The sequence below is a fragment of the Bacillus cereus group sp. N21 genome (genome assembly GCF_016483395.1).
Classification (GTDB): Bacteria; Bacillota; Bacilli; order Bacillales; family Bacillaceae_G; genus Bacillus_A; species Bacillus_A pseudomycoides.
In genome coordinates this window covers 1-13,785 of sequence record NZ_JAEHBX010000094.1, presented here as the reverse complement: position 1 = coordinate 13,785, position 13,785 = coordinate 1, and the positions used below count along the sequence as shown (strand labels likewise).

Below are 13,785 nucleotides of genomic sequence, written 5' to 3'. Positions count from 1 at the left end.
CCATTAACTTGCTGCCAATCTGTTTGCATGGCTCCAGAAGAGTTAAAATAATACCAAATACCATTAACTTGCTGCCAATCTGTTTGCATGGCTCCAGAAGAGTTAAAATAATACCAAATACCATTAACTTGCTGCCAGCCTGTTATAATGTCGTCTGTTGGTTGAGAAAGGTTATTATAATACCCCTCAACACCATTTACGAATGAATCCCATAGTCCATTATTAATCATGTTAGCAGGACAGTTTTTACCACTCCATCTTTGGTGTTTTACGATATTATTTAACGGTACACCCGTTTCTTTCATTAAATAAGCTACAAGTTTCTTAGCGTTATTTAATGCTTTACTGTAGTTACCGTCTCTGTTAACTGCGATTTCAATTGCAATAGATTGTCTATTACCTGGACCATCACCGTCTCCTGCGTGCCACCCGTTCTCGTTTAATGGTAAGTGTTGATAAATCTCTTTATCGTCTACTGTAAAGTGCCATGATGCAGTTCGGTCTGTGTTCCCTACTGCTTGGTTATATAGATATTGAGCGTGGCTTCTAGCACCTGCTCCTACACTTGTATTATCAGTCTCATGAATTGTAATGTACTTTGGACTCATGTAGTTTTGAGGACGAATATTATCGTTACCTACTGGAACAATCCATTCAGTGAATGGAACACCGTTTATTGTACTAGAGATTCTAGGTGATGCGGAAGACAGACTACGTTTTGTTCTGTTGGAATTGTTAGGAACAGTTAATGTACCCGTTTCATCATGAATACCTTCTGAACGTTGAAGACTGTCTGCTTTCTTATTATCGACAGTACCTCCACCACGTCCGTCTACCCCTCCAAAACTAGCTTCAATACTTTTTATAGCCTGTTCATCTGATGCTTGAAGTTGGTCTGTTTTACCTTGTTCTTGAACGCTTGTAGGTTGCTTATTGTTTACTGATTGTTGTTCCTCTGCAAATGATGCCAATGGTGAAGATAATACCGTTAATCCTGCTGTTAATGCTACTACTTTTTTGTTAAATTTAATATTCATTTCTACTTTGGTATATCTCACTATTTTAATAGATATACCTTCCTCCTTGTACTTCTTTTAGTGTGAATAATAGTTTAAATAATGGTAGTCTGAATCCAAAAAATAACGACTTGATTTTTCATTTCATATAATTAGCTGAAATCTATAGGTCCTCCTAGATATGTCAATATTTCAGAGTTATAACACAACACTAGGGCTCCTCCCACAACTAAGACCAATGAAAAGAAAATCCAACACAGATTTTTCTTCATAATTGTTTAAATCTATATTGGGGAGCGTTTCAAACAAATATCGAAGAGAATGATAAGGACTTAAATTGTTCTCTTTTGCAGTTTCAACCACACTATACATGATGGCACTCCCTCTAGTACCTTCGGAAAAATATAATTTAAATAACATAAATAACCTTTAATATACAAAACTATAACATTTTACTTTATATCCCGTTTGTTTTCTATGAAATTCACAAATCTTTCAAAAATCCTGATTACAAATAAAAAGAGACTTCAAAACACAGAAGTCCTTTTTTATGTTGGTTTGGAATAAAGTTTGATCAAAACTCAGGAGTTTTACCGTGACAGCTTTATCTAATGATGCAAAACGGTGCAACTTTTTTGCAAACAGTTAAACTTTATTCAAAACAGTATGACTTTATTTCAAAGAAACAACCATGTCATGTATCTTAGTATTTAGGAACTTCTAATATACTCTTTTTCTTCCCATCATATACTATAGCTGTTTTTGCTTTTATATTCTCATTGTTATATTTAAATTCTTGGTTTGAGAAGTTCACAATCACTTTCATGTTTTTTCCGAATGTCGTACTTTGAACTTGCCGATCTTCAGACAATACTTCAAAATTAGTCATTGGTTTTGTTACGGCTTTCTCATGAAATGGAGACCATACTTTCAAATAAGAGGTAATGATGGATTTACTTTTCTCCCATTCATTTTTATCAATATGATATAAAGGTGGTACATTATACAACATTTCAGATAACATTCTATTTCCTATCTCATCCTTAATTCTAAAACTTCCCCATGCCCATTGGTGAGTAGTAATAATTGAATCATTATATACAAGTTTATATAACGGAATTGAATATACAGGATTATTATAAATATTTTTATAAATAGGTTTGATTGGTATTGTTTTGGCATTCGTTTCTGGAATAGCACCATCTGGTGAAGTGGATTTATATCCGCCTACATAATATGGGCTCTGTTTATCTTTCATATCAGAGTCGGGCCAAATCCCAGGTGTTTCTATTCCATGCGCAAAGGCAATTATATTACTAGCAAAGTCATTCCCACCTTCTGATCCGACTACCATATGTTTTTCTTCGCTAATATATTTCATTCTTTGCAGTCTTGCTTTTACATCTTGTTCCTGAGTAGTAATGTGATTTGGAGAATAATCATCATAAATTTCGCCTGTAGCATCACAATCGACAAACCAAGAATTAAACGGTATATTATTTTGTAAAATATCACCTACACGTTCTTGCACACTAGGTAAGGATAAAGTTGGATTTAACTTTCTTCCTTTTCCTAAGAATCCTCCTATTTTTTCTCCTTTTTCATTCGATATTGTAGCATTTTCATATAAAGTTTTATCTTTAAAAGAAGCAGTATTCCAATCTCTATTTCCAACTTCATGAATTGAGTGATATGAATCATAAGGACCGATTAAATACCCCATTCTATTTGCTTCTTCTACCATTTTGGGATTCATTAATCCATTAGCCCAATTAGGTAAACCTATCCATGCTTTTTTAACATTCGATTTCTTCATATCAACTAAAACATCTGTTGTTTCTTTCTGTTCCCATCTACTTACTTCATCCACTGCCTCTGTTAACTTACCCTTAATTAATCCTTTGTTCAGTGTATATAGTTCTTGTTCACTTAAGTTTTGGATTCCTTTTTTCGACAATTCATTCATTACAATATCCGGATTATTAAAAATATCTTTATTATAAAGTTGTTCTAATTTTAATACTTGATTTATCGCATTAACTATTACTTTTTGCTGGCTTTTATCGATAGCTTTTTGATTCTTTATATCTTGCATAACAGTTTCAAAATCTTTTGAGCCATCTTCCGTATTTTCTTGTAACAACTGTGCAATCCAATTTGTAAATGTCTCATCCATTTTTTGTGTGAATTTATCCCACTTGATATTTTCTACTGAAATCCCACTGTGGTCCCAAAAATAAATATGAGGAGCACCATATAATTTTTTAATGTTCGGATTTGTTTTTGCTTTTTCTTCTAGTGTCTTAAATTCTCCCTGTTCTTTTATATAATTTTTATAAATATTTGCCATCGAGACAGGGTTTTTATCAGTTAGATACAATCTGAATCCATATTCTTTATTCTTATTAATAGAAGGATATTGATGTGTAAAACTAAACTGTATATCGGAATCAGCAGTGAAATGAATATTATCATTATACATATTGTCAGCTATATACATAATGGAATATTTAGATTTATTCAATGCAAAGAATCTCATAGAAAAACGTTCTATAAATGACATGTCTTGATCTTTTAAATATTCTTTCCAGCTTGGGTCATTGCTAGGTATATTTTTTCCTTCCCATAATGGTAACGTATAGCTGTCCGCACTTACTTTAGGCCATGTAAATTCATTAGCTCCTTCAGACTTAGTAGATTTTAACTTAATACTTAAATAGAATTCTTTCTTTTCAATCTTCACATCTATTTGGTCATCTGGATAATTCCAAGATATACAATCATGTTTTTTTATTAGATTTGTTATTTTTTTCTTCGGTAGTGGTAAGGAAGCATTTTCTCTCACACCGTCTTTTTCCACAAAAATTTCACCGGTTTCAGGATTCACATCAAAAGTAAAATTTTTGTATTGAGAAACTACGTTTTGTCCCTTTGTTGTAATATCCTTTTGTTGCGCATAACTCAGGGATGGTAATGTAAGACATATTGAACTCATCAAAATTGGAATGACTAGCTTGTTCATTTTTTTATTCATACTTATAAACCTCCTTTTTTGTATTTCTATCATACAAATACATTGTGACATGAATGTGACAATGTATTTTATTATTATTTAGCTTAATGATGAGTGGCTCAAAAAAGAACGAATTCTTGCCGTGCCCCCTCAAGTCCCGAATGATCCTCACGCAAAAGAGACTTGTCCATGACAAGCCTCTTCCCCGCCCTATTTATTTATACTATTCTCAACAAGCCCAGTGGCATCCTCTAATGTGCGTTGCATACTATCTGCACGTTGGTTCGTCATATTTTGATCACGTACAGCTGCTTCGGCTACTTGTATTTTTTGCTCTAATGCTTTCACTGGTTCCTTCTTGTATTGCCCTACCTCTGTTCCTACTTGTATCTTTGTTAAGAAATCTTTTGCTCTATTAATCTTTACTTGAAGTTTTTCTTTCGCCGTTTGTGGCTTTTCTTCTGCCACTTTAGAATGTAAAAAGGTTTGATGTGCCGTTTGTAACGATTGATACATTGTAACGATTTCTTCTTTTGTTACCATCATTCTTTCAAACGTTTCTTTTGCACCGTTATATGCTTTTTGTAATGCGGCAAACGCTTTTTGTGAATATTGACCAGGCTTCTCTCCAAATTCGTAAGTACCTGCCAATGTTTCTTTTACCTTATTCATTTCTTCATATAAGTTATCGATCTCTTCTATTTTTATCCGATTATTAAACTCATTATAAGCCGCTTTCACTTCAGAAGGCGTTAGTGCCTTACTATATAGTCTTGCAAGTACGACTTTTCCATTTAATGGAACATCACCATTGCCAGAGCTTGTTGGATCTGCTCCAATCGCAAATGGTACGTTTGGATGATACACTTTCCCCGTTACTCGCTGACTATTTACTTTTTTTCCATCTACATATACTGCAAGTTCACTTCCATTATATGTTCCTGTTAGATGGTATGTTTTATTAGCTTCTAGCTGTACACCAATACGTTTATAACTGCCACCAATATGTGCCCATAATTCTACATAACCAGAACCTGTTGATTCAAATCCAATTCCACCGCTTTCGGTATTTTCCATAATTGCTTGATTGCGAATTTGATTCATAGAAAACACTGCTTCCAGTGTAAAGGAATCCTTTACCTTTTCTTTTTGCTCATTTGAAAATGGAATATATCCATATGTATTATTCTGTCCACTTAATTTCATTACGTGTTTCTTTAAAGGTTTCTCATACTCAATTGCTACATTTCCTTTTACACTTCCATTTGCACCAAACGATGAATAATCTTTAAAAGTACCATCTAAAAAGTTCACATCGAATACATCTGCTTTCGGTACTTTCGCATTCGGATCAATTACTTCTGTATTCGTTTCAAATTCTTCGCGCAAAGGAGCACTACTTTCATTTCCAAATGAATCTAATGCTGTTACTTCTATGTTATATTCCGTATTAATCTCTAGTCCAGCTAATGTAAATGTCAGCTCTTTAGGCACCGGATCCCGGTAGAACTCGGAGAAGGCTAAAAGCTGATTTTTCACCTTTCCTGTTGCTTTCTCTTTTGCTTGCAAACGGTATGAGTGAACGAGTAAATTATCTACAGCTTGCGGAAATGTCGCTGTCACAGATGTCTCTGTTATATTCGAAAGTTTCAGCTTTGCATCTTGTAAAAATGTCGGCTTTTCCTTATCACGATCTTCTGTATACTTAAAAGATTCTTTCTTTGCTGGAAGTTCAACTACCCACGGTTCACCTGTCCAAGAGTTCGTATGAAAATCACGGCGATGAATCGTCACTTTTTGATCGTCTACTTCTACCAATAAACCTTGGCTTAATGTTTCAGCTCCTGGAGGAATATTTCCTTGTACTTTTCCGCTTTCCACTTCCATATAACTAACTGATGATGTACCAACAGACGTAAAGTCTTTTTGGTGAATTGACCTTGGATCATCAAGTGGATAATGAGAATGACCAGAAAACGTTACAGCTTGTGGATACTCTTTTAAGACTTCATTAATTTTGGCACTATCATTTGTCCCCCATTCATGACTCCCGTACACTGTTCCTTTAATTTGCTGATGTAAAAAGACAAAGATTGGCTTATTTGGATCAGCTTGCTTCGCTTTTACTAATTCCTGCTTCAACCAATTAATTTGTGTATCTGAATAATATCCATGTGTCACTCCATTTTCCGGGCTCATCACAAGAAAATGATAGCCTTTTACAACTCTGTGATAATAGATAGATTCCATTCCTGTTTTTTTAAGAAAACGTTTCTGTGCATCATGTGCCAATAATCCGTTCCAATAATCATGGTTACCTAAAGCATACATAGCGGTTGCATTTTGATTTCCATATTGCTTATAAGTTTGGAAGAAACGATCATACTGCTGCGTCGAGCCACTGTCTGTAAAATCACCAACAACTACAAAAGCATCTTGTCTTGGAGCTACTGCGTTTAATTGCTGCAGCGCTCTTTGAAAACGAAACGTATCATCCGTTCCACTATTTTTAATGTGTACATCACTTAACACCGGAAAAACAATCTTCTTCTCTGACGATTCTTTCTCTGTTTTTTCTTCCTTTGTTTCCGCAAAACTAGTCCAAGAAAAAGATGTAAATACTAAAAAGAAAACTGCTAAAAAACCAATAAGACCTTTCACTTTACACAACATTTTTTTGATCACAAAAATCCTCCTCGCATATATTGTAAAATACAAGAATATTTTAGCGAAATGTTATTAAACTAGTATAAATTAAAGGTAAAAAATGTTAAAAATTTGTAAAACAAAGTAAAAAGCCGCCAAAATAAGGCGGTTTTCTTATCGACATTCTCTTCTATTTTTTTTAATAAGCTTGTACATCATGTTATCACTACATATAATTCATGAACATATTGAGAGTGCTGTGATTCTGGCCGTGTATTTTGAGAAGAAGTAAATTTGTATATTTTTCACAAGAAATCATGAAAAAGACTTAGTCCTTGTGAGGAAAATAAGCCTTTTTACTATTTAGACTCACACAAATGATCTGTGCATCAATTTAACTTTGATAAACAGATCATTTGTAAGATAATAATTCATTGTAAAGAAGTAAAGATTACATGAATACTTTTAATAGGGTTGTTACTAACGGAATTACTCCACCTAAAAATGATAAAACTGCAATTGCGATTGCCATAATAATTCCTCCTCTTTTAAATTCTGAATATTAAGATTTTTATAAATTCATTATATTACAGATTTAAGAATATGACAATATCTTTTTTTATTCTCTCTAAGATTTCGAAATAGGGGTTCAGCTGAGATACGTGTATCTCGCTGAACCCCTAATACGCCCATAATAACATTTTTCACGCCACATTTATTCATGATAATTAAGTTCACTTTTTTCGTTTTGGGGCAAAATAGTTTGTTTTGTAGGGATAGCACCAACAAATCGCATTTATCTTAACTTCAATGTAAGAACTATTGGAATATCAATGATTCTCACATTATTTACATGTATTCAATGTAGATGCTGGCTTAAAACAAGTTGGATCACTTATTTAATGATGTCTTGTAACATTAACACACCTGTTAGTTGAAAAGTTCTTCATCCTTATAAGCATGAGACCAATGAAAAGGTTGTACTTCTTCTAATGTTTTAAAACGCAATTTTTTATCGTTATCTGAATCAGACACTGCAACTTTCACATTTTTTTCCCAATAGAACAATCTTTCTTGACATACACCACAAGGTGTTAGGACTTTAAATTCTGCATTTTCATTATCCCTTACAACACAAATGGAATGAGTAACTTTTGTATTTAACTTATGTGCTTCTAAAATAGCACCTGTTTCTATACATAACTCGGTTGAAGCGTTGATGACTTCTGGTGCAACACTTGTCAATATATCTCTATCACTTGTATACATTGCTGCTGCACCTCCCCAGCCTGTAGGATATCTTTTTCTAATAAGTTCAACAGCAGCTTCATATAGCCTTTGTTCAATATCCATCTTTTTTCACCTCATCTATTCAATTACTTTAACAGTAAAGTTTCTTATACTCAAAATTTATCGTAAACCATACCACGTAATTTCAATAATTCATCCTTTAGACGTTTATTTTCTTCTTCAAGTTTTTTAATTTTGACTGGAAATTTCCTTAGTCTATGAAACTCACTTTTTGCTGGTGCTACCTATTAAGCACTTTTTCCACTTTGCCCCTGGCTACAGCAACGCTGGTACTGGGCCGTTTTGGATGCTTTTAAATCTTTTCTATAACATAAACCATTGTCTTTTTTGATGGTGCATGATAAAAGTAACCTTGATTTTTATGAACATATATTTCATATTTACCTATCACTTGAAATCTTTCTGTTTCAGATTCACCGAACTTTGTTACAGAATCGCATAAAATAATTAATTCTTTTCTATTAGTGCATAACAAATTAGAAATTTGTTTTTCGATATATATTCCCCCTACCGCTAATTCTTTCAACATTTCTCCATATTGCATAATTTCTCCACCTTTCCCAATCTATTCATTCAACAAAAACCATAATTATCCTTTTATTCAAATAAACAAAAAGCCATCACCGAAGTGACAGCTCTAAAGAGGATGGGAGAAAACAAAGAATCTTCCTAGTTTCTTTTCTAATCGTTCTAACGCTTCAACACACTCATTAGCTGCAATAGTTAATTCCTTAATGTTTTCGTTAGCTTCTTTTGTATCTACATCAACTTTCACTGAAACTACATTCCATATCATTTCGAGAAAATTGTACGCTAAGAAGTTTATAAAGGTTGTAATCATTTAACAAACGTTTATAAATGTTTTCGATCATATTTATAAACGTGATAATCCTTGATTTTATAGGGATACAAGTTATGTTTATAAAGATATACCTTTACGAACATATAAAAAGAAGAATCCAAAATGGACTCTTCTTTTGTAAATTTAAATGGGGAAGATTTAGATATGTCAGAGCATTTCTCAAATCGTTCTGTAAGTAAATGCCAGAGTGGCACCTCATTCCCTGAATCGTTTCCGTACCCCTAATTCATCTGATACAGAAATTGACATACAAAAACGCCATCCTTTCCTATGATTCTACAGAAAGAATAGCGTTTTTTTTCATTTTAGGGGAATTTTGTTTTGTTAGCTGGATAGCGATGTGGCAAACTTTTCTGATAGGCTGATAGGCATGGTGTGCTACCTCACATCCATCACCTTAAGTATTTAGGCTATATTCAAAGTTAAAAGCACGTTACTATCTTCTTATGTTAATGAGTAAGAGTGACGTGCTTTTTATGGACTTGCATCAAAAACACGAATTATCTTTATTCACCGAAGAGTTATATCGATATATGTCTTTCGCAACTCTTATTAATGAGTATAGCTCAAAGTACTTATCGTCAATTCATTTATCAAGGGAACTAGACAAAAATTCTCTTATTCTCTTTTAAACTGAAATATTGCATCAACTGCTTTCTTACATCCACCTGCTTCACGTAAACTCTGACCAATTATTTTGCTTCCTTCCCTATAAGTTTTGTTATTAAGTACATTCCTTACCGTTTCTTTCAATAAATCAGATGTAATTTTTGTATAATCCAAAGTCAAACCAGCATTTAAATCCTCGACTCTTTTTGCTACAAAAGGTTGATCATTTGTAATTGGTAAAACAACAAGAGGCGTGTCATAATATAATCCTTCGCTTACACTATTCATACCACCATGTGTAATAAAGACATCTGTATATTTTAAAACCTCTAACTGTGGAACATAAGGACGAATAATGAAATGGGGCGGATTATTAAGAAAACGTCGCATCTCTATTTCCTTACCTACAGAAATTACAACTATTCCATTAAATTCTTTAAATGCATGCAAACATTTCTCATAAAATTCCGGCTGTTTATTTAACTCTGTTCCCATCGAAATGTAAATAACCTCTTTTCCGTCTAACCTATAAAGAGGAAATTCTACTATTTCCTGCCGTGAAGTGATAGAAGGTCCTATAAACTTAAAGGTATGATTAAAACAATGAGCATGAGGTTGAAAATATTTAGAAGTAAAAACTAATGTCATGTCACTTTCATAATGAAAAAGTTGCTCTAATGAATCAACATTCACCCCATAACGATCACTAATTCTATTTACAATCATTTGACATTCCTCAACCAATGGTGAAGTAGGATTAGATTCGATGTTTCCCAGTGGAATTTCCTCCAACATTTCTTTATTCATAGCAAATGTTGTACAGGATGCAATTGTAGGTATAGGTAACATTTCAGCAAGAATTCTGCCTAAAAGAAAATGCTGATCATAGATCATATAATCATACTTTTCACGAGTAATTTCTTCTAAAAGAAAAGGGATGGCATTCTCTGTTACCCTTAAAAATCTATACATCATTTGTAAAGGGTGAAACATATCCTTCATTCTATTTTTTAAATTAATTTCTTTTAAGTAATCTCCATAGTTTCGAAATTCAACATCTATATTCTTTAATTTATGGCGATATTCTTCCTCGCAATAATAAATAACTTCTTCTCCCCTATTCACTAATTCATTAACAAGACCAATTGTAGGATTGATATGACCTTCTGCAGGAAAATTTATAACCAACGCTTTTGACATAAAAAATCTCTCCATTTCTATATATTTTTATTAGAGTAGATTTCTAGTTGTCATTTTAAGTTTCTTGTTACATTATTTGTCTACACACGACAATTGGAAGTGAACTTTACAATTTCCTCAACTGCCTGTTTATAGCCACCAGATTCACGTAAAGACTCTCCAATCTTACGACTATTTTCTTTAAATTCCTTATCATTCATTACCTTTTCTACTGCTTCACGCAGCATTTCAGGAGTTAATGTTCTGCGATCAAGCTGAACTCCGGCTCCCACCTCAGTGACTCGTTTCGCGACTAATGGCTGATCCCCTGTAACTGGAATCACAACTAACGGGACACCATAATATAACGCTTCGCTAGAACTGTTCATACCACCATGTGTAACAAATACATCTGTATGCTGTAATACTTCTAATTGAGGTACATAATTAAACACTTTAAAATTCTCTGGAATATTTTCAAATGGGTCTATATTTATCCTTTTCCCGACCACTAACACGACCATTGCATTCATATTTCTAAATGCTTCAAAACAGTTCTCATATAAATCCGGTTGCTCATTAAAGACTGTCCCCATGGAAACGAAAATAACTTTCTTTTTTAAAATGTCAACTGGAAAGCTTCCTACCTCTTTACGTACTGCAATTGATGGCCCAACGAATTTAAAAGAATTATTAAATACTTGAGAAAACGGTTGATATTCCTTAGATGTATATACTATCGTAATATCTCCAGGGTGATTCATAATATCATACAAGTTATTACACTTAATCCCATATTTCTCTTCCCATCGTTCCATTCCTAATAAACATGATTGATATAATGGAGAATTTTCATCTACTTTTCTCGATTCAGATTCTTCATTAAAAGTGATGTAATTATTAAAAGCAAATGTTGTACAAGAAGAAATTTTAGGTAGCTGTAAAACAGTTGCTATAATGCGACCTACTGCGAAATGATTATCATATATAATATAATTATATTGTTCTTCCTTTATTTCCTCTAGAATCTGGTTTACAATACGATCTGTAGCTGCAATCATATTGGACAACATTTCGACAGGACTATTGCCTTCATTAATTCGATTCATAATATTGATTTGTGGGAGAAAATTTTCATATGCTCGAAATTCCACACCGGTTGCTTCAATTTTATTTCTATAGTCCGCTATACAATACGAAACAACTTTTTCTCCTCTGTGTACTAATTCACTTACAACTGCTAATGTCGGGTTGATATGCCCCTCTCCAGGAAAATTTATTACAAGTACATTCGCCATAATACTCGCTCCTTTCAAACTCATTAACAAAGTTAAATTAATATTTGATTGACCTTTTAATTTAGAGTCTATTATAAACAAATATTTTTTAATATTTCATATGATTAGCTCATTTCATTATTGAGAAATATATTCCTGAGCACTTTGACATGCCTGTTTAACAATAAAAATACTTTTCGATAAACAAATCCCATTTTCTATTTATTCATATTCTCCGGTTAGCAAATAACTGCCTTTGCAAAAACTAGATATTCTTCCTAAATCTCTTAAAAAACATTATTTTAATGATTCTTACAAAAAAAGAATAACACTCTTATTTTCTTTTGTTCTTTTAAGGTTGTTGCAACACCCATAAATATTAAAGCAACTATAAAGTCGAAGAAATGTACTGGTAAAGGTGTTTTTTCTTTATGAAAGATTCCCGCACAAAGTACAGGTACCAAGAACGTATCCTTTAGTTAGATGACCACTTTCAACATAGCAAAATTATATTTCCTATAGCCATAGTGATAAATATCTATACTGAACATTAACAAAATTCCGTATGAATATTCTTAATTTACAATCTATTTTTATAATGTTAACCTATAAGTGCAGTAACAATTTGTCAAAATCAAGTCCCCAAACGAGATTTTGAAACAGTCATCTCAATACGCGAGAACAAAACAAAAGAACACTCATGTTGAGTGTTCTTTTGTTTTGTAATAATTAATATAAATATAACGAAATATTAATTATATAGAGGCCCAAATATACACGTATATTTGGTTCTGGTGCAAAGATAAAATAAAAGATAATATAGCTCATATATTTCTAGCGGAATTCTATTTTATGCTGTAAGCCCAAACAATCGATGGATGAATTCTTTCTGGTTTTGGACAGACTGCTCCCGTAAATCAATCTGTTCTTTTTTAATCATATGCATAGCTTTCACTCCTGCAAGAATGGATGTAGCTGCGCCAAAAGACTTGAACCCTAACATAGAACGAACACGTTTCTTAATAAAACGATGATCTTGTTCCACTATATTATTGAGATATCTAACTTGCCTTAGTTGTATGCCTTCAGGGGTTCTGGTGCAAAAAATACTGTCATTGTGTACACTGAAAATATTCATAAATAAAGGACGTGTACGACGATGAAAAAACCAGTGGATTTTAAATGGAAGCATTATGAGCAGGAGATTATTCTATTAGCAGTTAGATGGTACCTCCGGTACAGTTTAAGTTATCGAGATTTGGTGGAAATGATGGAGGAACGTGGTTTATCCATTTCTCATACAACGATTATGCGTTGGGTTCATCGATATGGATCGGAGCTAGATAAACGCGTTCGTCGTCATTTGAAGAAAACAAATGACTCCTGGCGTGTCGATGAAACATATATCAAAGTGAAAGGAAAATGGATGTACTTGTATCGTGCTGTGGATTCCGGAGGAAACACCGTTGATTTTTATTTAAGTAAAAATAGAAAAGCAAAATCAGCTAAACGTTTCTTCAAAAAGGCTTTAGCTTCTTGTCATACCTCAAAACCTCGTGTCCTCACAGTTGATAAAAACCCAGCCTATCCAAAAGCTGTGAAACAATCACAAAAAGCAGGAATCAAGTTTCGACAGATGAAATATCTAAACAACATTGTCGAACAAGACCATCGATTTATCAAAAAACGAGTCCGGTATATACTAGGATTTCAATCTTTTCACACAGCAACCAAAACACTTGCTGGAATAGAAGCTATGCATATGATTAGAAAAGGACACACTTTCCATGGGGAAATGATATTATCCCCTTAAGGTAGACAGTGTAAAAAGACCATGAATAAACATGGATGTTACACTTTTACTTGGAGGGG

At 33.2% G+C, this 13,785-nt stretch carries 9 protein-coding genes and 1 pseudogene; 1 reads left to right on the top strand and 9 read right to left on the bottom strand.

Features of this window, described 5'->3' with window-relative positions; genetic code table 11:
• The 9 genes and pseudogenes from JDS96_RS27645 to JDS96_RS27600 form a co-directional block, all read right to left on the bottom strand.
• Positions 1-1,037: peptidoglycan recognition protein family protein (locus JDS96_RS27645; protein ID WP_199668702.1), on the bottom strand; the 1,037-nt coding region annotated here is incomplete at its 3' end.
• Positions 1,038-1,719: 682 nt separating this feature from the next.
• Positions 1,720-4,050, bottom strand: a complete 2,331-nt coding sequence (locus JDS96_RS27635; RefSeq protein ID WP_199668698.1) for a glycoside hydrolase — start codon at positions 4,048-4,050, stop codon at positions 1,720-1,722.
• 189 nt (positions 4,051-4,239) lie between these two features.
• Entirely contained in the window at positions 4,240-6,702 is a 2,463-nt protein-coding gene (locus JDS96_RS27630; protein ID WP_206777238.1) for a LamG-like jellyroll fold domain-containing protein, read from the bottom strand.
• Positions 6,703-7,605: 903 nt separating this feature from the next.
• Positions 7,606-8,028, bottom strand: a complete 423-nt coding sequence (locus tag JDS96_RS27625; protein WP_199668696.1) for a cytidine deaminase — start codon at positions 8,026-8,028, stop codon at positions 7,606-7,608.
• Positions 8,029-8,278: 250 nt separating this feature from the next.
• Positions 8,279-8,530 carry a hypothetical protein gene (locus JDS96_RS27620; protein ID WP_199668695.1) on the bottom strand — a complete coding sequence of 84 codons (252 nt, stop codon included), beginning with the start codon at positions 8,528-8,530 and terminating at the stop codon, positions 8,279-8,281.
• A 93-nt stretch (positions 8,531-8,623) separates the two neighbouring features.
• Positions 8,624-8,761: a hypothetical protein gene (locus tag JDS96_RS27615; RefSeq protein ID WP_199668703.1), complete on the bottom strand. Its 138-nt coding sequence runs from the start codon at positions 8,759-8,761 to the stop codon at positions 8,624-8,626.
• A gap of 705 nt (positions 8,762-9,466) precedes the next feature.
• The gene (locus tag JDS96_RS27610; protein ID WP_199668694.1) at positions 9,467-10,657 is read right to left on the bottom strand and encodes a macrolide family glycosyltransferase; all 1,191 of its coding nucleotides are present in this window, start codon (positions 10,655-10,657) and stop codon (positions 9,467-9,469) included.
• Between the two features lie 80 nt (positions 10,658-10,737).
• Positions 10,738-11,934 (bottom strand): macrolide family glycosyltransferase, encoded by a 1,197-nt coding sequence (locus tag JDS96_RS27605; protein ID WP_199668693.1) that lies wholly within the window; start codon positions 11,932-11,934, stop codon positions 10,738-10,740.
• An 829-nt stretch (positions 11,935-12,763) separates the two neighbouring features.
• A pseudogene (locus tag JDS96_RS27600) lies at positions 12,764-13,003 on the bottom strand (DDE-type integrase/transposase/recombinase); the annotation flags it as partial.
• Positions 13,004-13,072: 69 nt separating this feature from the next.
• Between JDS96_RS27600 and JDS96_RS27595 the strand changes: the two are divergent.
• A complete protein-coding gene (locus JDS96_RS27595) occupies positions 13,073-13,726 on the top strand; it encodes an IS6 family transposase (protein WP_199668692.1) in 654 nt (217 codons plus the stop codon).
• Positions 13,727-13,785 lie beyond the last annotated feature (59 nt).